At 70.8% G+C, this 20,216-nt stretch carries 15 protein-coding genes; 9 read left to right on the forward strand and 6 right to left on the reverse strand.

Annotated features, from left to right (window positions below):
* The first annotated feature begins 135 nt into the window (after window positions 1-135).
* From ACGG9C_RS09420 to ACGG9C_RS09440, 5 genes are all read left to right on the forward strand, one after another.
* Window positions 136-1,404 carry a sodium:proton antiporter gene (locus ACGG9C_RS09420; protein WP_194384342.1) on the forward strand — a complete coding sequence of 423 codons (1,269 nt, stop codon included), beginning with the start codon at window positions 136-138 and terminating at the stop codon, window positions 1,402-1,404.
* Between the two features lie 347 nt (window positions 1,405-1,751).
* Complete coding sequence (locus tag ACGG9C_RS09425; RefSeq protein WP_194384341.1) at window positions 1,752-3,518, forward strand: energy-coupling factor transporter ATPase; 1,767 nt, start codon at window positions 1,752-1,754, stop codon at window positions 3,516-3,518.
* Window positions 3,515-4,363: an energy-coupling factor transporter transmembrane component T gene (locus tag ACGG9C_RS09430; RefSeq protein ID WP_390178590.1), complete on the forward strand. Its 849-nt coding sequence runs from the start codon at window positions 3,515-3,517 to the stop codon at window positions 4,361-4,363. Before ACGG9C_RS09425 ends, ACGG9C_RS09430 begins: the two co-directional genes overlap by 4 nt.
* 25 nt (window positions 4,364-4,388) lie before the next feature.
* Window positions 4,389-5,273, forward strand: a complete 885-nt coding sequence (locus ACGG9C_RS09435) for a siderophore-interacting protein (protein ID WP_194384340.1) — start codon at window positions 4,389-4,391, stop codon at window positions 5,271-5,273.
* Window positions 5,270-5,842, forward strand: coding sequence for an ECF transporter S component (locus ACGG9C_RS09440; protein WP_194384339.1), 573 nt, complete (start codon window positions 5,270-5,272; stop codon window positions 5,840-5,842). The genes ACGG9C_RS09435 and ACGG9C_RS09440 overlap by 4 nt, the downstream gene beginning before the upstream one ends.
* Window positions 5,843-5,858: 16 nt before the next feature.
* Here the strand turns inward: ACGG9C_RS09440 and ACGG9C_RS09445 are convergent, their stop codons facing one another.
* On the reverse strand, window positions 5,859-6,680 hold the full coding sequence (locus tag ACGG9C_RS09445) for a hypothetical protein (protein ID WP_194384338.1): 822 nt from the start codon (window positions 6,678-6,680) through the stop codon (window positions 5,859-5,861).
* A 141-nt stretch (window positions 6,681-6,821) separates the two neighbouring features.
* On the opposite strand from ACGG9C_RS09445, the gene ACGG9C_RS09450 reads away from it, so the two are divergent.
* Together ACGG9C_RS09450 and ACGG9C_RS09455 are read left to right on the forward strand one after the other, a co-directional pair.
* Window positions 6,822-7,646: a sugar phosphate isomerase/epimerase gene (locus tag ACGG9C_RS09450; protein ID WP_194384337.1), complete on the forward strand. Its 825-nt coding sequence runs from the start codon at window positions 6,822-6,824 to the stop codon at window positions 7,644-7,646.
* On the forward strand, window positions 7,643-8,767 hold the full coding sequence (locus ACGG9C_RS09455; RefSeq protein ID WP_194384336.1) for a Gfo/Idh/MocA family protein: 1,125 nt from the start codon (window positions 7,643-7,645) through the stop codon (window positions 8,765-8,767). The genes ACGG9C_RS09450 and ACGG9C_RS09455 overlap by 4 nt, the downstream gene beginning before the upstream one ends.
* Before the next feature lie 9 nt (window positions 8,768-8,776).
* Here ACGG9C_RS09455 and ACGG9C_RS09460 read toward each other — a convergent pair whose 3' ends face one another.
* The 3 genes from ACGG9C_RS09460 to ACGG9C_RS09470 all read right to left on the reverse strand — a co-directional run bounded on the left by ACGG9C_RS09460 (window position 8,777) and on the right by ACGG9C_RS09470 (window position 11,938).
* A complete protein-coding gene (locus tag ACGG9C_RS09460) occupies window positions 8,777-9,394 on the reverse strand; it encodes a TetR/AcrR family transcriptional regulator (protein ID WP_194384335.1) in 618 nt (205 codons plus the stop codon).
* 40 nt (window positions 9,395-9,434) lie between these two features.
* On the reverse strand, window positions 9,435-10,598 hold the full coding sequence (locus tag ACGG9C_RS09465) for an acyl-CoA dehydrogenase family protein (protein WP_194384334.1): 1,164 nt from the start codon (window positions 10,596-10,598) through the stop codon (window positions 9,435-9,437).
* A 140-nt stretch (window positions 10,599-10,738) separates the two neighbouring features.
* Window positions 10,739-11,938: a M15 family metallopeptidase gene (locus tag ACGG9C_RS09470; protein WP_228480897.1), complete on the reverse strand. Its 1,200-nt coding sequence runs from the start codon at window positions 11,936-11,938 to the stop codon at window positions 10,739-10,741.
* 28 nt (window positions 11,939-11,966) lie between these two features.
* Here ACGG9C_RS09470 and ACGG9C_RS09475 point away from each other — a divergent pair, with 28 nt between their 5' ends.
* Window positions 11,967-13,055 carry an Rv2578c family radical SAM protein gene (locus ACGG9C_RS09475; RefSeq protein WP_194384333.1) on the forward strand — a complete coding sequence of 363 codons (1,089 nt, stop codon included), beginning with the start codon at window positions 11,967-11,969 and terminating at the stop codon, window positions 13,053-13,055.
* 38 nt (window positions 13,056-13,093) lie between these two features.
* On the opposite strand, the gene ACGG9C_RS09480 is transcribed toward ACGG9C_RS09475, so the two are convergent.
* Window positions 13,094-15,163, reverse strand: coding sequence for a DEAD/DEAH box helicase (locus ACGG9C_RS09480; RefSeq protein ID WP_194385394.1), 2,070 nt, complete (start codon window positions 15,161-15,163; stop codon window positions 13,094-13,096).
* Window positions 15,164-15,444: 281 nt separating this feature from the next.
* On the opposite strand from ACGG9C_RS09480, the gene ACGG9C_RS09485 reads away from it, so the two are divergent.
* The gene (locus ACGG9C_RS09485; RefSeq protein ID WP_194384332.1) at window positions 15,445-16,485 is read left to right on the forward strand and encodes a DUF998 domain-containing protein; all 1,041 of its coding nucleotides are present in this window, start codon (window positions 15,445-15,447) and stop codon (window positions 16,483-16,485) included.
* 75 nt (window positions 16,486-16,560) lie between these two features.
* Here ACGG9C_RS09485 and ACGG9C_RS09490 read toward each other — a convergent pair whose 3' ends face one another.
* Window positions 16,561-20,127: an efflux RND transporter permease subunit gene (locus ACGG9C_RS09490; protein ID WP_194384331.1), complete on the reverse strand. Its 3,567-nt coding sequence runs from the start codon at window positions 20,125-20,127 to the stop codon at window positions 16,561-16,563.
* Between the last annotated feature and the right edge of the window lie 89 nt (window positions 20,128-20,216).

Here is a 20,216-nt window from a genome sequence, read left to right on the forward strand (position 1 = left end):
GCACCCTCACCCCGGGAGGTCGGAGAATCGGCCCGATGTCGGAGGATCTGCCCGAAATCCTCCGACATCGGCGTGATTCTCCGACGTCGGCGGGGGCGGCCGGCCGGGCGCCGCGAGGTCCGATAGCGTCCGAGGGTGATCGCCGTGCTCGTCGTGCTCGTGGCCCTGGCCGTGTGGAGCGCGCTGTCGGGGCCGCTGCAGAAGCGCGGCGTGACGGCGGCTCTGTTCCTGGCTGTCGCCGGGGTCGTCACCGGGCTCACCCTGCCCTCGGCCTTCGATCTGGACATCGATCCGTCCGGGGCCGAACGCGTCGCCGAGATCGCCCTCGTGCTGCTGCTGTTCAGCGACGCGATGCGCATCGATCTGCGGGCGCTGCGCCGCCAGCTCGAGTGGCCGAGCCGCCTGCTCCTGGTCGGCCTGCCGCTGACCGTGCTCGCCGGCATCGGCGTGGGCCTCGCGCTCTTCCCGCAGATCGCGGTGATCTCGGTGATCATGATCGCCGTGATGCTGGCGCCGACGGATGCCGCGCTCGGCCAGCGCGTGGTGGAGGACAGCGCGGTCCCGCCCCGGGTGCGTCAGGCACTCGACGTGGAGAGCGGACTGAACGACGGGATCGCCGTACCCCTGTTCCTCGTCGCGGTGTCGGTGGCCAACGCCGAGCTGGAGTCGAGCATCCCGTCCGCCGTCGCGGTGAGCATCGCCGAGCAGATCGGATGGGGACTTCTCGCGGGCGTGATCGCGGGCGTCGCGGGCGGGGCGCTGTTCCGCCTCGCCTCGGCCAAGGGGTGGATCGACGGCCGGTGGCGGCAGATCCTGCCGCTGGTCGCCGCCATCCTCGCGCTCGCGATCGCCGAAGCGCTCGGGGGCAGCGGCTTCATCGCGGCGTTCGTGGGCGGCCTCACCTTCGGGCGCATCGTCGGATCGCCCCGCACCGAGGTCGGCGTGTTCACCGAGAGCGCCGGCGACCTCCTCGCCGCGGCGACCTGGGTGATCTTCGGAGCCGTCGCGGTCACACTGGCGCTCCCGTTGATCACCTGGCAGGTGGCGCTGTACGCGGTGCTCAGTCTGACGGTCGTGCGGATGCTGCCGGTCGCCCTCGCGCTCGCCGGCCGGCATGTCGGACTGCCCACGGTGGCCTTCATCGGCTGGTTCGGACCCCGCGGGCTCGCCTCGCTCGTGTTCCTCCTCATCGCGATCGGCGAGGGGGTCCCCGACGACGAGGTCGTCATCCCGACGATCGTGACCACGATCGCGCTCAGCATCACCCTTCACGCCCTCACGTCGGTGCCGTTCATCCGCCGGTATCACCGCTGGGCGCGGCAGCGCGCATCCACCGACCCGCTCGCGGCGGAGTCGGTGCCCACTCGCGTGCCACGCCGCCGCCACGACCACCCCACCCCCTGACCTGCCCCTCCCTCACGCCGCCCGGCACCTGCATCCAGCCCCAGCTCGCACCCGACCCGCACCCCACCCGGCCACCTGCATCCAGCCCCGCCGATGTCGGAGAATCGCGCCGATGTCGGAGGATTCGGGCAGATCTCTCCGACATCGGGCCGAATCTCCGACGTCGGGAACGCGCGACGGCCGCTCGCGCGCGACGGCCGCTCGCGCGCGACGGCCGCTCACGCGGGACGGGCCGCTCGCGCGCGCCAGCCCGGCCGGCACCCAGCGGGAGGGGATGAGGGTGAGCTAAGTTAGGAAGACCTCACTTCGCCGTGCAGCGGTCGAAGACGTCCCGAATCCCGAAGGGGATGCCCGTGGTCCGTGCCGACAGCGACCGGTCCGCCGCGCCGGCGGTCCGACAGGTCGTCGGCCAGCCGCTCGCGCACCTGGACGAGGTCGCGATCACGCACGACGAGGCGCGCGTCGCGACGCCGGCGTCGGTCACGTTCGACGTGTCCCCGGGCGAGGTCGTGCTGCTGCTCGGTCCGAGCGGGTCGGGAAAGTCGACCCTCGCGCTGGCGCTGAACGGCCTCATCCCGCACGCGCTGCCGGCAAGCGTCGACGGCACCGTGCGCATCGAGGGGGTCGACACCTCCGCGACCACGGTGGCCGCGCTCAGCACGCGGGTGGGCATGGTGTTCCAGGACCCGGATGCGCAGCTGGTCACCGGAACACTCCTCGACGAGGTGGCGTTCGGACCCGAGAACCTGAAGCTCCCGGTCGCCGAGGTGCTCGCCCGCGCGGAGGCGGCCCTGCGCCGCGTCGGCCTGTGGGACCGGCGCCGGGAGAACCCCGACCGGCTCTCCGGCGGCGGACGTCAGCGCCTGGCGATCGCGTGCGCGCTGGCGATGGGCTCGCCGCTGCTCGTGCTCGACGAACCCACCGCGAACCTCGATCCGCGCGGCATCGACGAGGTCTACGCGGCCCTCGGCGACCTCGTCGCGGCCGGCGACCGGGCGATCGTGCTGGTCGAGCACAACCTCGACGCCGCCATCGGCTTCGTCGATCGCGTCGTGGTGCTGGATGCGGCAGGGCGCCTCCTCGCTGACGGTCACGTCGACGACGTGCTGCGCCGCCGCGCCGACGAGCTGCACCGCCTCGGGGTGTGGCTCCCCCATTCCGCGCTCGCGGCGCTGCGCCTGCGCCGCGCGGGCTACGCGCTCGCCCCCCTTCCCCTGACGCCCGCGGAACTTCGCGATGCCCTCGAGGCGACCCCGCCGGTCGCCGCGCCGCGCGAGGCATCCGCTCCCGCCGCGACGCGCGCCACGGGGGATCCGGTGGTGCGCGTGCGCGGCCTCGAGGTGCGACGCGGCCGCACCGACGTGCTCCACGGCGTCGACCTGGAGGTGCGACGCGGCGAGTTCGTCGCGATCGTCGGCGCGAACGGCGCCGGCAAGACCACGCTCGTGCAGGCGATCGCCGGCGTCATCCGCCCGCCCCGCCGATCGGTGAGCGTCGACGGCGCCGACATCGCGCGCGTCGACCCGCGGCGGCTGTCCTCCCGGATCGGGTTCGTGTTCCAGAACCCCGAGCACCAGTTCATCGCCCACACCGTCTACGACGAGCTCGCGCACGGCCTGCGCCGAACGGGCGTGGACGAAGCGGCGGTTCGGGAACGCGTCGACGAGATGCTCGCCCGGTTCGGATTGAGCGAGCGAGCGGATGCGCATCCGTTCCTGCTCTCGGGCGGACAGAAGCGGCGCCTGTCGGTGGGCACGGCGCTCATCGGCGGTGCCCCCGTGCTCGCCCTCGACGAGCCCACCTTCGGCCAGGACCGCGCCCGTGCGGACGAGCTGCTGCGCCTGCTCGCCGAGCTGCGCGCGGACGGCACGACGATCCTCGTCGTGACGCACGACATGCAGCTGGTCGCTGAGCACGCCGAACGGATGGTCGTCGTCGACGCCGGCCGCATCGCCGCCGACGGCGCCACCGCCGACGTGTTCGCCGACGACGCGCTCCTCGAGCGCACCGGGCTCCGGATGCCGTCGCTGCGTCGCGCCCTCCACGGCCTCGCGTCGCACCCGGACCTCGCCGGGGTGGCCCGGCTTGCCGACCTGCCCGGGGGTGAGAGGTGACCGAGCCGCTCACGATCCCGCAGGCGCAGACCGGTGCGGTGCAGGTCGACCCGTACGCCGCGCTTCGCCCCGCGTCGCCGGTGCGGTTCCTCTACGGCATCAATCCGCTCGCGAAGCTCCTGGCACCCGTGCCGGCGATGGTGCTGCTCGTCTTCGTGCGCGATCTCGCCACCCCGCTGGCGTTCGTGGCCCTCACCGCGATCGTGTTGCTGATCGGCGTGCGGTTCACGCGGCGGCTGGTCGCACTCCTCGTGCTCGTTCCGGTCGCGGCGCTCGTGATGGGCGTCGGGTTCGCGATCTGGACCGACGCGTCGGGCGTGGATCAGAGCGTGGTCCTGTGGCAGATCGGCGGCTGGACGATGTACGGCGGCGCGATGCTGGTGGGACTGGCCACCGGCGCCCGGGTCGCCGCGATCGTTTCCCTCGCGCTGATCGTCGGCCTCTCGACGACGGGCCCGGATCTCGTGCGTGCGGGCGTGCAGCAGCTCCGGGTGCCGTATCGCATCGGATACACCGCGCTGGCCGCGTTCCGCTTCGTGCCGCGGTTCGGCTACGAACTGGAGATCATACGCCAGGCGCATCGCGTGCGGGGCAGCCACGGCGGCCGCGGGCCGATCGCCGCCGTGCACCGCTGGGCGGGCTACATCGTGCCGCTTCTGGCGGGGGCCATCCGGCACGCCGAGCGGGTCGCTCTGGCGATGGATGCCCGCGCCTTCGGCGCGTATCCGGATCGCACCGAGCGGCATCTCGTGCCGTTCCGCGCCCGCGACATCGTCTTCGTGCTCGCCTTCCTCGCGGTGTCCACCGCCGTGTTCGCCACCACCTCGCCCTGGACGCTCGCCTGAGCGCCCCGACCGAACGGAGCATTCCATGGCCCGCGCCGGCCGCCTCGTCAAGCCCGCCTCGCAGGACCTCATCCGCCTCACCGTGCTGCGCACCGCGCGGCTCTCGCCGCACTGGGTGCGCGTGACGCTCGGTGGTGCCGAGATCGACCGGTTCACGCCGATGGGCTACGACCAGTGGTTCCGCATCTTCCTGCCGCTCGGCGGCAACGACGGCCTGGAGCGCATCCCCGCCAAGGCCAACAAGCTGTTCGGGTATCTGCGTTACCTGCGGATTCCCGACGGTATGCGCCCGGTCATGCGCAACTACACCGTGCGCGCCTATCGTGCGGCGACCGCGACGGCAGGCGCCGAGATCGACGTCGACTTCGTGCTGCACGGCTCGGCGGCCGACGGCACCGCCGGACCCGCTTCACGGTGGGCGGAGACCTGCGAGCCGGGCGAGAGCGTGGTGATCATCGACGAGGGCCTCGCCTTCAACCCCGAGCGCGGCACGGAGCGCGTGCTGCTGGCCGCCGACGAGACGGGGCTTCCCGCCGTCGCCGGCGTGTGCGCGTCGTTGCCCGCCCACGCGACCGGGATCGCGCTCATCGAGATCCCGGGCGAGGACGATGCGCTGTCGTTCCCGCATCCGGCCGGCATAGACGTGCGGTGGATCGTGCGCGAGGGCGACGAGAAGCCGGGCACCCTCGCCCTGTCGGCCCTGCGCACGCTGCCCGAGAGCGACCTCGCTGCGCCGTTCCACGCATACGTCGTCGGCGAGCAGGCGCTGCCGACCGATGCGCGCCGGCATCTGGTCGGTGACCGCGGCCTCGACAAGGATCTCGTGAGCTTCTGCGGATACTGGCGCGTCGGCGCATCCTCACCCACCCCCAAGGCGCAGCTCGCGTCGGCAGCGGAAGCGCACGAATGAGCCGCGTCTCGACCGTCTACCTGCTCACCTGCGCGGCGATCGGGGTCGCCGGCGGCGTGCTGCTGTGGGGTGCCGGATGGATCTCGAGCGCCGTCTTCGCCGTGGCGCCCTTCTTCTCGGTGGCCGGCGCCGGGCTGTGGCTGCTGCCGGCGGCGGTCGGCATGCGCCTGCTCGAGCGCCCGGGAACCGCGATCCTGGTCGGGCTGCTGTCGGGGCTCGTCGCCTTCCCGTTCCTCGGCGCGAGCCTGTGGTGGGCGTTCTTCATCGAGCTGCCGTTCCTCGCCGTGCTCTACCGATCCTGGAAGACGTGGCAGTACCTCGCCGGCGCGGTCGTCGTCGGCATCGTGTACCCGCTGCTGTCCTGGGCGTCGTTCGACCTCGGGTCGCTGGCACCGGGCCTGCAGATCGCGTTCTTCGCCCTGACGATGGCCTCGTGTCTGATCGGCGCGGGCCTGGGGGTCGTCATCGGCGACCGCCTGCGCAAGGCGGGAGTCGCGAAGCTCGCGCGCCGGCGCGGCCTGGCATCGCGCGGCATGGGCCGCGGCGCGGGTCCCGCCGGGCAGCACTGAGACGTCGCAAGCAGGTTCATTCGCCGTCGAGGTAGACGCCCAGCCGATCCTCGTCAAGCACGAACTGCAGGGCGACACCGTCGGGGAACCGTGCGGCGAGCTCCTCCGGCGCGTTCGAATCGAGGGGGACCTCGACGGTCGCCGGGAACACGCCGACGCGGCACCCCGAGTACACCGGCCCCTCGAAGGAGTACGACCCGCCGTCGGCCTCGTCGTCGGCGGGGATCTGGTCGTCGCGCACGATCATCAGGCACTCGCCGGTCCCGCTGCTCCATCCCATGCCGCTCGCCGTCTCGAACGCCGTCAGTCCGGAGAACTCGAACACCGCCGAACTCGGCCCCGCGCCCATCCAACCGGCGGGCAGTGCGACGTCGGCCGGTTCGAGATCGTCGATCTGCGGGGCTCCGGATGAGACCGGCACCGGAGTGATCGCGACCGCTCCGTAGGTGATCGCCGCCGACGCGCTCCCGGCGATGAGAACGGATGCCGCCCAGATCAGGCGATCCCGGCGCGGCGTTCGCGGTCGACGCCGGTCGCGCCGTGTGCGTGCCCGCTGCTCCGGTTCCGACGCCTCGGAGAGCTCGCCCCGGTCATCGGCCGCTCCCGTCGACGGCGGTACGACGGCGGCCGCGGTCTCCGCACCGCGGGACACGGCGGCATCCCGCTCAGGCACGGGTTCAGAATCGATCTCGGACTCATGCATCGGCGAGGAACTCGCGTGAAGCTCCTCGAGCTCCTGCAGCCGGGCGAGTGCGACCGGATCATCGTGGATGTCGGCGGCGTGCCCGTAGGCTCGCGCGCGGAGGCGGTGCAGCTCGCCACGGGTATCGCTGTCCATCGCGGGAATCGTCTCATGTTCCGCCCATCGCCCGTCGGCACGGTGACCGGTCGATCAGAAACCTCCGGATGGAGGTTTTTCTGTTATCCTCATCGTCGTCACCGTCGTCGACACCGCCCGGTGACGGAAAGGACGGTCACCGTGGCCCTGCCGCTCGCCTCGATTCAGCTCTATACGCTCGCCGAGCAGTTCTCCGCCGACATGGGAGGCTCGCTCGACCGGTTGGCCGCCCTCGGACTGCGGAACGTCGAGGCTTTCGACTTCGTGCGCCGACCCGCTGAGGTCCGCGCCGCCCTCGACGCGTCGGGGCTCGCCTCTCCCACGGGTCACGCTCCGCTGCTGTCCGACGAGCTCTGGACGCCGGACGGCTCGATCCCGACTCCCGCACCCGAGGTGGTCTTCGAAGCGGCAGCCACGATCGGCGTGAAGACCGTCATCGACCCGTTCGTCGCCGCTGACCGCTGGCGCACCCGCGACGGCGTCACCGACATCGCCGACCGCCTCAACGCTCTCGCCGACACCGCCGCGGGATTCGGCCTCTCGGTCGGCTACCACAACCACGCACAGGAGTTCGTGGCAGACATCGACGGGCAGAGCGCCTACGAGTACTTCGTCGCACAGACCGACCCCCGGGTCGCGCTCGAACTCGATCTGTTCTGGGCCCTCACCGGCGGGCAGGACATCGTCTCGCTCGTCGACCGCCTCGGCGAGCGCCTCGTCGCGGTGCACGTGAAGGACGGCGTCGTCCCCGCATCCAACCCCTGGGCGCCCGGCGCGCCGGAGTTCGCGTCGTCAAGCCTGGATCAGCGTCACGCCGGCACGGCCGACGTTCCCCTCGCCGACGCGCTGCGCGCCGCGCACGGCCTGGAGTACGCCGTCATCGAGTACGACCACGCACCCGGCGACGTGTTCGACGACATCGCCGCCAGCCTCGCGTTCCTCACCGAGGGCGGGTTCGTCCGATGAGCGCGGTCGGCATCGGCATCATCGGGGTCGGCGTCATCAGCGACACCTACCTCGAGAATCTGGGCGCCTTCCCCGACACCGAGGTGCTGATCCTCGGCGACCTGGATCTCGAGCGCGCCCGCGCGCAGGCCGAGAAGTACGGCATCCCGGGGCACGGGAGCGCCGAAGACGTGCTCGCGCATCGCGGCGTGGACCTCGTGGTGAACCTCACGATCCCCGCCGTACACGTCGACATCTCCCGCGCCGCCGTGGCTGCCGGCAAGCATGTCTGGTCCGAGAAGCCGCTGGGGCTGGACCGGGAGGCCGCCGCGCTGCTGCTGCAGGAGGCCGAGGCCGCGGGCGTGCGCGTGGGGTCGGCCCCCGACACCCTGCTCGGCCCGGGATTCCAGGCCGCTCGCCGCGCCATCGAGGAGGGCCTGATCGGTCGGCCGCTCTTCGCCCAGACCGCCTTCCAGACGCAGGGCCCCGACCTGTGGCATCCGAACCCGGGCTTCCTGTTCGCCCACGGCGCGGGCCCGCTGCTCGACATGGGTCCCTACTACTTCTCGGCCCTGGTGAGCCTGTTCGGCTCCGTCGACCGGGTCTCGGCCGTCGGCACGAAGGCCCGTGCGGAGCGCGAGATCCACACCGGACCGCGCGCGGGCGAGCGATTCCCCGTCGAGGTGCCCTCGACGATTCAGATCGCGACCGCGTTCGCGTCGGGACAGCAGGCGCAGAGCCTGCTGAGCTTCGACTCCGCCCTCGAGCGTCACGGCGTCGTCGAGATCCACGGCACCGAGGGCTCGATCGTCCTTCCCGACCCGAACCGGTTCGAGGGGCGCATCGCGTACGTCGAGCCCCTCGGTGTGCTGCGCGACGGGATGAAGACGGAACAGGAGTGGATCGACATCCCCCACCCCGATCTCACCGTCGGACGCGGCCTCGGGGCGCTGGACATGGTGCGCGCCATCGCCGCGGGCCGCCCCCACGTGGCCTCGGGAGAGCTCGGCTTGCACGTGCTGGATGTGCTGCTGTCGGCTCAGGAGTCCGCGGAGTCGGGCGTGACCGAGGCGGTCTCCAGCTCGGTCGCGCCCGTTCCGCTGCTTTCGGACGACTTCGACCCGTTCGTCGCGACCCTCTGAGGCGACCGCTCAGGCGCCGCGCGGCGACAGGAGCGTGTCGAGCATCGCCAGCGCGCCCTCGTGATCCACGTCGGGGTCGAGGAGCCACTGCACCTGCAGGCCGTCCGATGCGGCGATCACGAGGGCCGCGACGAGGGCGGGATCGACATCGGGGCGGATGACGCCGTCGTCCTGCAGACGCGACACCCGCAGCGCCATCTCGCGGCGCAGTCGCGCGAATCGTGTGGTGATGAACTCCTGCGGAGCGGGGTGCCCGTCTTCGAGCGCCGCCGCGACCAGCGACGAGTACAGCTGCACGAGGCCGGGAATGCTCCGGTTCTGCTGCGCGGAGCGGCGCATGGTCGCGGCGGGCGTCGACTCCTCGGCGGGCTCCTCGCGCGCGTCGGAGCGGCGTCCCGACTCCACGTACACCGCCACCAGGAGCTCGTCGAGCGAACCGAAGTAGTGGGTCAGGGCGGCGTGCGTGACGCCGACCTCGCTCGCGATCGCGCGCAGGCTCGTGCGCTTGGATCCGCGCTCGGCGAAGACCTCGATCGCGCGGTCGAGGATCTCCTGCCGCCGCGCGATGCCCTTCGCGTAGCTGCCTCGTCCGCCGGGGCGCCCGTCGTCAGATCCGGGTGCGCTCATCCTGCGAGCCTACCGACCGCGTCTCATCCCCGTTCCGCAGTTACTTCTTGCCGGCGAGCTGACGGCCGACGATCTCGCGCATGATCTCGTTCGTGCCGCCGTAGATGCGGTGCACGCGGGCGTCGAGGAAGGCGCGGGCGATGGGGTACTCGGTGATGTAGCCGTAGCCGCCGTGCAGCTGCACGCACGTGTCGAGCACATCCCACTCGCGCTCGGTCGTCCAGAACTTCACCTTCGCCGCCTCTTCGGCCGACAGCTCGCCCTCGCCGTAGGCGCGCATGGCACGGTCGATGTACGCCCACAGTGCGTCCACCGTCGCGGCGATGTCGGCGAGCTGGAAGCGCGTGTTCTGGAAGTCGATGACCCGCTGGCCGAAGGCCTCGCGCTCCTTCGTGTACGCGACCGTCCAATCGAGCGCGGCGCCCGCCGCCGCAGCAGCCGCGACCCCGATCGACAGGCGCTCCAGCGGAAGGTTCATCATCAGCTGCACGAAGCCCTGCCCCTCGCGGCCGCTGATGAGGTTCTCCTCGGGCACGAACACATCCGAGAACGACAGCTCCGCGGTGTCATGACCGTGGAAGCCCATCTTGTGCAGCTTCTTGCCGTGGTCGAACCCCTCGGACGCGGTCTCGATCAGGAGCAGGCTGAACGCGTCGGGACGGTTTCCCTCGCCGGTCTTCACGAATGTGACGACGAGGTCGGCGCTCGCCCCCGACGAGATGAAGGTCTTCGCCCCGTTGACGACGTAGCCGCCGTCGACCTTCTTCGCCGTCGTCGAGATGCCGCGCAGGTCGCTCCCCGCGCCGGGCTCGGTCATCGCGAGCGCACCGATGATCTCCCCGGTGGCCATGCGTGGCAGGTACTTCTCCTTCTGCTCCTGCGTGCCCATGTGCACCAGGTACGGCACCGCCAGGTCATCCTGGATGCCGAACGCCCCCGCGAGCGACCCCGCCCCGGCGGCGATGACCTCTTCGTTCACGATCGCGCGGAAGCGGTAGTCCTGCAGCATGCCCGCCCCGCCGAACTCCTCCGGCACGGACAGGCCGATCAATCCCGCCTCACCCGCGGCGAGCATCGTCCCGCGGTCGACCTCGCCCTCGGCGTCCCACTTCTCGCGCACATCGTTGGTGACATGGCGCTTGATGAATTCCTTGACGACGTCGCGGAAGGCCTCGTGATCCTCGTCGTAGATGTCGCGTTCCATGCGGATCTCCTCCTCGAGTGGCTGCAGGTGCGGGTCTCCCCGGGCGTCATCCTAGTTCCGACGTCGGCGGCGGGGCGCGAGCGCTGTGAGATCGGGTCCCTCGATCCCCGGCACTCGGTGTCGCTATTTGTCGGATGCCGTCAACTGTCGTAGTCGGGCGCGGCAGGGAGGCCGAAGAAGCTCTCGAGGGTGTGCCAGCCGCCCTCGTGATAGTGCCGGGCGAGGTCGGTTCCGACGTACCGCAGGTGCCAGGGCTCGGGCACATACCCGGTCACGCCCGTAAAGCCTTCCTCGTATCGCACGATGAAGCCGTACTCCCAGGCATGCTCGGCGACCCAGTCGCCCTGAGCCGTGCCGGCCAGATCGTCGAGGTCCCCGCATCCGCCGGCACCGCACGCCACCACGTCGGCGGCGAGCCCCGCTTGGTGCTCACTGTGTCCGGGGCGGGCGCTGATCTCGTCGGCGCCGTCCGTGCCGCGCGCGTTGACGTGCGACGAGTAGGTGTCGACCTGGGTGTCGTAGGAGCGGAAGCCGCTGAGGAGTGCGATCTCGCCCGCTCCATCGGCTGCGGCGTCCGCGACGAGCGCCGACAGGGCGGAAGAGACCGCAGAACGCAGCGCGGTGCCCGGGATGTTGCGCACACCGTCGGGCGCGACGAGGTCGGCGGGACGATAGTCCACCGGGTCGTAGGGCCGGGACTTGTTGACCACGACCCACTCGAACGTCGGGTCGTCGAGGCGCACGCAGGGCGCCGTGCCGGCTGCGACGGCCGAGCGGAACGACTCGGCTCCACCGGCGGCGGCGACGGCCGCGGCGGTGTCGCGGGCATCGAGGGCCGCGGTGAGGTCGGCGGATGCGCAGATGTCGTCGCCGGTGACCTCGGGAGCGACGACCGGAGACGGCAGCGATTCCGTCACCGGGGGGAGCGGCTCGCTCTGCGACCCCTGCACCGACACGTCCAGGTCGCCGTTCGCGACACTGGCCGGTGCGTCTACGAGCGGCGGGGCCGTCACGGCAGCGGTCACCGCGACGGCGGAGCCGAACACGAGGGCGGCCGTGCCCACGACGGCGAAGACGGTCGCGATGCGCCCTGCCCGTCGGCGACGGGCATGTGCCGGAGACGATCCGGGGACGACGCCGGTGCCGTCGCCCGGCGCGCCTGCCCCGGGGCGCGAGGCCACCACTCTCTCGCGCAATGCGCGACGAGTGAGGGGTGCGCCCGGAGATTCGGGCGGGTCGGGGTCCGCCACCTCCTCATTGTCGTTCATCACGTGCACGATCTCGACGTCATGACCCGCGACTCCGCCACCCTTCGATCCTTGCCGTCCGATGGTTGACATTCGTTCGAAGCTTTGTTCCCATGGACACATGCGTTGGCGGGGACAGGAACTCGGAGTGGCCGACACGGCGGCACTGCCGGGTCTGGAGCACCTCGACGGACTCGTGCAGTCCGTCACGACACCCGAGTTCTCGGGCGTCACGTTCCACGAGGTCATGGCGAAGTCCGCGCTGAACCACGTTCCGGGCGGCTCGTCGATGCCCTTCGACTGGACCGTCAACCCGTACCGGGGCTGCAGTCATGCCTGCTCGTACTGCTTCGCCCGCGGAACCCATGAGTATCTCGACCTCGACGCCGGACGCGACTTCGACACCCAGGTGGTCGTCAAGGTGAACGTCGCCGAGGTGCTCCGCCGCGAGCTCGCCCGCGGCAACTGGCACCACGACCCGGTGATGCTGGGCACCAACACCGATCCGTATCAGCGAGCCGAGGGCCGCTACCGCCTCATGCCGGGCATCGTGTCCGCCCTCGCCGATTCCGGCACCCCGTTCTCGATCCTCACCAAGGGCACGATGCTGCGGCGCGACCTGCCGATGCTCGCGGAAGCTTCTCGTGAGGTGAGAGTGACCCTCGCCATGTCGATCGCCGTGTTCGACGACCATCTCCAGAAGGCGGTGGAGCCGGGAACGCCCACGACCGCTGCCCGACTCGACACCGTGCGCGCCGCGACCGACGCGGGATTCGATGTGACCGTCTTCCTGATGCCGATCCTGCCGCACCTCACCGACTCCATCGCCGCGCTCGACGACGCGCTGCGGCGCATCAAAGAGGCCGGGGCCGCTCGCGTCGTCTACGGCGCCCTGCATCTGCGTCCGGGCGCGAAGGCGTGGTTCATGTCCTGGCTCGAGCGCGACCACCCGGAGCTGGTGTCATCGTACCTGGGGCTCTATCCGGGGGTGTCCGCGTACGCGCCCAAGGGCTATCGCTCATGGCTCGCCAAGCGCGTGCAGCCGCTGCTGCGCGCACACGGGCTGAACGGCACGGTCGAAGACGACCGGCCGGATCGACGGATGCCGGTGCCCGGCCTGGCCGCATCGCCTCCCCCGATCGTCGTCACCTCACGGGGGCGCGTGGCCGCGCGCCGCACGGCCCCCGACGCCCCCGCGATGCTCTTCTGACGCGGGCGACCCGCCCGCGGGGTCGCCCGCGTCGCGGATCAGCTGGCGACGTCGGCGGCCTGACGGCCCGAGATCTCCTCGAGAAGGTCGTCGTCGGGACGCACGTCCTCGAACGGCGCCTCGATCTCGGCACGGTCGAGCAGCTCCGTCATCCGACGGCGACGCTGGCGGGTCACGAGCGTGACCACCCTGCCCTCGCGGCCGGCACGGCCGGTGCGGCCCGAGCGGTGCAGGTACGTCTTGTACTCGTCGGGTGCGTCGGCCTGCACGACGAGGTCGATGTCGTCGACGTGGATGCCGCGCGCGGCAACGTCGGTCGCCACCAGCACCTTCACGCGACCCGAGGTGAGCTTCTCGAGGTTCCGCGTGCGCTTGGACTGGTTGAGGTCGCCGTGCAGTGCGAGCGCGGCGATGCCCGCGTCTTCGAACTGCTCGGCGAGCATCTCGGTGTAGGCGCGCGTGCGCGCGAACACCAGCGTCTTGCCCTCGCGGTCGACGAGGGAGCGCAGGATCTCGGCCTTGTCGCGGTGGTCGACGACCAGCACGCGGTGGTCGATCGTGCCCGAGTCCTGGTCTTCGCCCGCGACCTCGTAGACGGCGGGCTCCACCAGGAACTCGTCGACCAGCGCGGCGACCTCGCGGTCGAGCGTGGCGCTGAACAGGAGCTTCTGGCTGTCGCCCGCCGTCAGACGCAGGATGCGCTGCACCGGCTCCAGGAATCCCAGCTCGCACATGTGATCGGCCTCGTCGAGGACCGCGATCTGCACCTGGGACAGGTCGAGCTTGCCCTGGCGCTCGAGATCCTCGATGCGGCCCGGGGTGCCGATGACGATGTCGACACCCTTCTTCAGCGCACCGACCTGACGCGCCTGCGGGACGCCGCCGTAGATCTGCGTGGTGAACAGGCCCACGCTCCGCGCGAGCGTCTGCACCGTGCGGTCGATCTGCAGCGCGAGTTCGCGCGTCGGAGCCATGATGAGGGCCTTCGGCGCGCGACCGAATTCACGCCGGGTGCCCGCCTGCGAGCGCAGCACCGACTCCACGAGCGGAGCGCCGAAGGCGATCGTCTTGCCCGAACCGGTGCGGCCGCGCGCGAGCACGTCGCGACCCTCGAGGATCGGGGCAACCGTGGCGGCCTGGATGGGGAAGGGCTTCTCGGCGCCGAGTTCGGTCAGTCGCGTGACGATGTTCTGGCCGAGACCGAGATCGGCGAACGTCGCGTCGGCGATGTTGTCGGCCTGGATCGCTTCGGCCTGCAGCCGCTCGTGCACGACGTCGACATGAGCATCGCGCGCCGCGTCGCGCGACGGTGCTCCCTCCCGGCGCGGGCGGTCGTACCCCCGGTCGTCCCGACGCGGACGGTCGTCCCGACGCGGACGCTCGAAGGCGCGGGCGTCACGGTCGTCCCGACGCGGACGCTCGAAGGCGCGGTCGTCCCGACGCGAGCGCTCATCACGGTCGCTCTGACGCGGACGGTCGTACCGCCGGTCATCCTGGCGCGGACGGTCGTACCCCCCGGCGCGATCATCACGGCGGGTGCGATCGCCGCGATTCCCACCGGCGCGGTCGTCGCGGCGCGGACGATCGGAGCGGTCGCCCTGCTGTCGACGGTCGTGCCCGCCGGAGCGGTCATCGCGGCGCGAACGGTCGTACCCACCGGCACGCTCGTCACGGCCGTATCCGCCCGCACGCTCGTCACGGCGCGGACGCTCGTCACGGCGCTCGTAGCCGCCGGCGCGGTCGTCGCGGTTCCGTCGGTCGTAGCCACCGGCACGGTCGTCACGGCGCGGGCGGTCCTCGCGGTACCCACCGGCACGGTCGTCACGGCGCGGGCGATCCTCACGCGAGGGTCGATCATTCCCGGCACGGCTGCGTATGCCGCGGGCTTCATCTCGGGCGACCCTCTCCTGAGCGGTCCAACGACGCTTGGGGGTCGAGCCCTCCTCCGCCGCGCGGTAGCCGCGGTGACCGGGGCTCCGGCTGCCCGTCGTGCCCGAAGAGGACTCGCCGGGACGACGCTTGCGGTCCTGGTAGGAGGTCTTCGCTCCGTATCGGGGTTCGAAGTTCTTCGCGGGGCGTCCGCCCTGCGGTTTCTTGTTCTTGGGCATGGTGATGCCTTTCGCCAGTGATCGCACGAGAAACAGCTTCCGCTCATGACGGATCACCCGGTCAACCGGGGCCATTTCGATGATGGTCATGCACGCCGGGTCGGCGCCCATCATCGGCCCCAAGGACTTCACACACCGCCCGCGAACAGATCATCGCAGTGTCCAGAGCCGACCGACCAACACTACCGGGAGATACCTGGGAGCCACCAGGACACGAATTCATAACATGGAATTAGCGCAAGACGTACATTTCCGCGCAGGCATTTCAATAATGTTGTCTCATGACCTCTGCCGCCCTCGCCGCCTTCGACGCGCCGGAACGACTCAAACCCGTCTCACCGACGCTCGCCGAAACGATGACGTCTCGGGCGCGCCTTCACTCTGCTCACCGTTTCGGGAGCATGGCGATGGCAGTTCTCGCGATCGGTGTCGTGACGGCGATCCTCACCACCAAGGAAACCACCTGGTGGACGCTGCACTTCTCGCAGCTGGGTACGGTCGGCGATTTCTCCGCGCGCACCTTCAACACCACCGTGATCGTCTCGGGCTCACTCCTCGCCGTCTACGGTGTCGTGATCGGTATGACCCTGCCCGCCACCACCGGCCGCCACACGCGCCGCGGACTGCGCGGGTCGCTCATCACCGCCGGCCTGGCGATGACGGTCGTGGGTCTCATCCCGATTCCGGTCAGCGTGGTCATGCACGACCTCGCCGCCTCCACCCTCGGCCTGTCCTTCCTCTCCCTCGTCGCGTGGAGCCTCGGCCTGCCCGGTCTGCCTCGCGTGTTCCGCCGCTTCACGCTCGTGTTCGTGATCGTGCTGGCCACCGGCATCGTCGTGCTCACCGCCGGCTTCATCACGCTCGCGCTCTTCGAGTTCACCGCCTTCTCGGTCGTCGGATGCTGGCTCGTCTCACTCCCGCGCGTCCTGCGCACGCAGGCCGAACTGTCTGACGCCGTCGCTACGGAACACGTCGACGTCGAGGCGAAGCGGGAGACCGCCGCCGTGTCCGAGGTGCCCGCCACCCGCGTCGTGCAGCCGCGCCGTCGTCACCGTCTCGCTCGCGCCGTGCGCCCCGCCCGCCGCAGCCCGATCACCGCGCGCACGACGGAGTCGGAACGCAGCCGGCTCACCGACCCCGTCGGCGTCACCCGCCCCGCCGTCCGTGCTCCGCGCGCCGGCCGCATCGCCCTGCGGATCCCGACGACCGGACCGACCGCCCACCGCCGCCCGACCGCGACCGAGCACGCGGCACGAGTCACGATCCCGCTTCGTCGCACCATCCGGATGCGTGACGACGACGCGTTCACCCTGGCGGCGTGATCGCCCACCGTTCCTCGTGGTGATCGAACCGCGGTCGCGGTCATCGATCCCGCCGTCGCGGTGAGCGATCAGCCCTCAGTCGCGGCGGTCGCCGTCGGCTGACTCCTCGCCGCCCTCATCGCCCGCGCCCGCCGAGGGCTCGAGCTCGTCCTCCGATTCGGCCGCCTCGGCCTGATCGTCACCGGAGTCGTCCGCTGCGGCCTCGGGAGCGGGCGCATCGGAGGGCACCTCGACATCGGGCGCCTGCTCGACGGGCGGCACGTCGTCGGACGTCTCCGCCGGCACGGCCGGAGCCGCATCATCGGGCGCGTCCGCGAACGTCGGGTCGGCCGCGTCAGCCGCGGCCGCCGGGGCCGGCGCGTCGGCCGGCGTCTCGACATCGGGCGCCTCTTCGATCATCGGCACATCCACCTCGGCGACCTCCGACGCGGTCGCGGCCACAGCGTGACGCTCGCGACGCTCGCGACGCGTCTCGAAGATGCCGTCGGCCGCGCCGACGCCGGCGCCCACGAGAGCGGGTTCGGCATCGCGGTCGGCGGCATCCGTCGAACCGGCCTTCGCCGCGCGACGGGCCAGGCGCCGCTCCTTCGCGCCTTCGACGAGGTTGTAGAGGGTCGGGAGCACGAGCAGGGTGAGCACCGTCGACGAGACGAGACCGCCGATCACGACGATCGCGAGCGGCTGCGAGATGAAGCCGCCGTGTCCGGTGATGCCGAGCGCCATCGGCGTGAGCGCGAAGATGGTCGCCAGCGCCGTCATGAGGATGGGGCGCAGGCGTCGCGCGCCGCCCGCGACGGTGGCGTCGTGCGCCGACAATCCCTTCTCGCGGTACTGATTCACCAGGTCGACGAGCACGATCGCGTTGGTGACGACGATTCCGATGAGCATCAGCACGCCGATCAGCGAAGAGACGCCCAGCGGCACGCCGGTGGCGATCTGCAGCAGGATCGCGCCGGTGGCCGAGAACGGCACGGACACCAGCAGCAGCAGCGGCTGCCGCAGCGACTTGAAGGTCGCGACCATGACGATGTAGACGATCAGGATCGCCGCGAGCAGTGCGAGACCGAGCTGCGCGAAGGCGTCGGTCTGCTGGGTGACGACGCCACCGAGCTCGGCGTCGGCGCCCTGCGGGAGCTCGAGGTCGTCCAGCGCGGTGGTCACGGTGGCCGTCGCCGCCGTGAGGTCGTCCGTCGACGGTGTGACCGTGACGGTCGCCGTGCGCTGACCGCGCTCGGTGGTGATCGAGGTCGGGCCCTCGGTCTGCTCGACCGACGCGATCTCCTCGAGAGCGATCGGCCCGGTCGCGGTCGGAACCTGCAGGTCGCGCAGCTCCTCGAGGGTCGCGGGCGGGTCGGGGGCATCGAGGTAGACGGTGACCGCGGTGTCATCGATCTCGATCGAGCCGATCGACTGCGGCTGCATGGTGTTGGACACCAGGGCGCCCACGGCGACCTCCGACAGACCGCTCTCTGCGGCCGCATCCCGATCGACCACCACGGCGATGTAGGGCAGCGAAGCCGACAGGTTGCTGGCCACCTGGCTGATGCCGTCGAGATCGGTGGTCGCGGCGACGACGTCGTCGGTCGCCTCCTGCAGCGTCGCGGTATCGGGGGCGGTGACGTCGATCTCGATGTCGCTCGAGCCGAACCCGCCGCCGCCGGCAGCGGACACGACGATGTCGCCGGCATCCGTGAGGTCTCCGACAACCTCGGTGACCTCTTCGCGGAGAGCCACCTGGTCGGCGTCCTCGTCGGTGGTGACCGAGTAGGTGATTCCTGCACCGCCGCCGGAGAACGCGTCGTTCAGCGACGATCCGGTCGTGCCGATCGAGACCTGCACGGTGTCGATGCCGTCGATGTCGGCGAGGGCGTCCTCGACCTGCTCGGCGGCGGCCGCCTCGGCCTCGAGGCTGGGGGCCGCACCGATCGTCTGGCTGATCGTGAAGGTGTTCTGGCCCGAGTCCCCGAGGAAGTTCGTCTTCATGAACGGGGCGGCCGCGACCGTTCCTCCCAGCACGAGCGCCGCGAGGGTCAGCGTCACCCACGAGTGGCGCAACGTCCAGCGCAGGACCGGCAGGTAGCCCTTCTGCAGGCGGGTCGGCGGAGCCGCAGGATCTTCGGGATCGATCGCCCGGCCCTGCTCGTCGAGCACCGGCTTGCCGGGCTTGAGGAACCAGTACGCCAGCACCGGCACGATCGTGAGGGCGACCAGGAGCGAGGCCAGCATGGCGATCGTGACCGTCAGCGCGAAGGGGCGGAACAGCTCCCCGGTGATGTCGCCGACGAACGCGATCGGCAGGAACACCGCGACCGTGGTGATCGTCGACGACGTGATCGCCGTCGCGACCTCGCGCACGGCCAGCAGGATCGACGATTTCTTGTCGGCGTCGCCGACGTAATGCCGCTTGATGTTCTCGATGACGACGATCGAGTCGTCCACGACGCGCCCGATCGAGATGGTGAGGGCACCGAGGGTGAGGATGTTCAGCGAGTAGCCGAAGGTCTGGATGCCGATGAAGGTGATGAGCACGCTCGTCGGGATCGAGATCGCGGTGACGAGTGTCGAGCGCACCGACAGCAGGAAGACCAGGATGACGAGCACCGCGAAGACGAGGCCCAGCATCCCCTCCACGGCGAGGGTCTCGATGGACTGCTCGATGTACGGCGCCTGATCGAACACGACGGTGAACTCCGCTCCGCCGAGGGCGTCCTCGAATCCGCCGAGGAGGGCCGTCACCCCCTGCGACACCTCAACCGTGTTCGCGGCGGGGAGCTTGGTGACGGCGATCGTGAGGGCGGGTTCGCCGTCGACCCGGGAGATGCTCGTCTGCGGGTCCTCGGTGAGCTGCACCTCGGCGACATCGCCGATGGTGACCAGCCCCGCCTGCGCCTGTTCCGCGTCGCCGGGCACGAGGGGCAGCTGCCCGACTTCGTCGACGCTGGTGATCTTCACGCCGGTCTGGACCGTGAGGGTCTCCCCGTCCTCGGTGATCTCGCCACCCGGGAAGAGCACACCGTTCTGATCGAGGGCATCGGTGATCGCCTGCTGCGTGTAGCCCGCCGCAGCCAGTTCGGCGTCATCCGGAGTGATGGTGATGCGCTGACCGATCGCACCGACGACCTCGGCGGAATCGACCCCGTCCACGTCTTCGATGTCGGGGATGACGCTGGACTCGAGCTGCGCCTGGACGGTCTCGGCGTCGTCGTAGCCGGTGACGGCGAGCTGGATGACCGGGAAGTCGTCGATGCTCGCGGAGATGACGTTCGGCTCGACCCCGTCGGGCAGCTGCGACGAGATGCGGTTGATCGCCTGCGTCATCTTCTGCTCGGCCGTGGCGAGATCGGTGTCGTAGTCGAAGGATGCCTGCACGATCGACGCGTTCGTGGTGCTGGTCGCCGTGCTCGACTCCAGCCCGGGGACGCCCTGGATCGCCGACTCGATCGGCGTGGAGACGTCGGTGTTGACCACCTCGGGCGAGGCACCCGGGTAGGTGGAGACGACGATGAGGGCGGGGAACTCGATCGAGGGGATCAGTTCCTGCTTGAGGCTGTTGAGCGCGATGCCGCCGAAGATGGCGGCGACGATGGTGATCAAGGCGATCAGCGCGCGGTTCTTGAGGCTCAGGACGGCGAGATTCGACACGTGTGACCTTCGAGAGGGGGCTGCGGTGCGGGCGACGATACTCGGATGTATCCGGTTCAGTATTTCACGGGCCGCACCCGTGATCCCCG

Origin of the sequence: Microbacterium sp. MTN4-26, from assembly GCF_042846595.1 — a bacterium.
GTDB classification, from domain to species: Bacteria; Actinomycetota; Actinomycetes; order Actinomycetales; family Microbacteriaceae; genus Microbacterium; species Microbacterium luteum.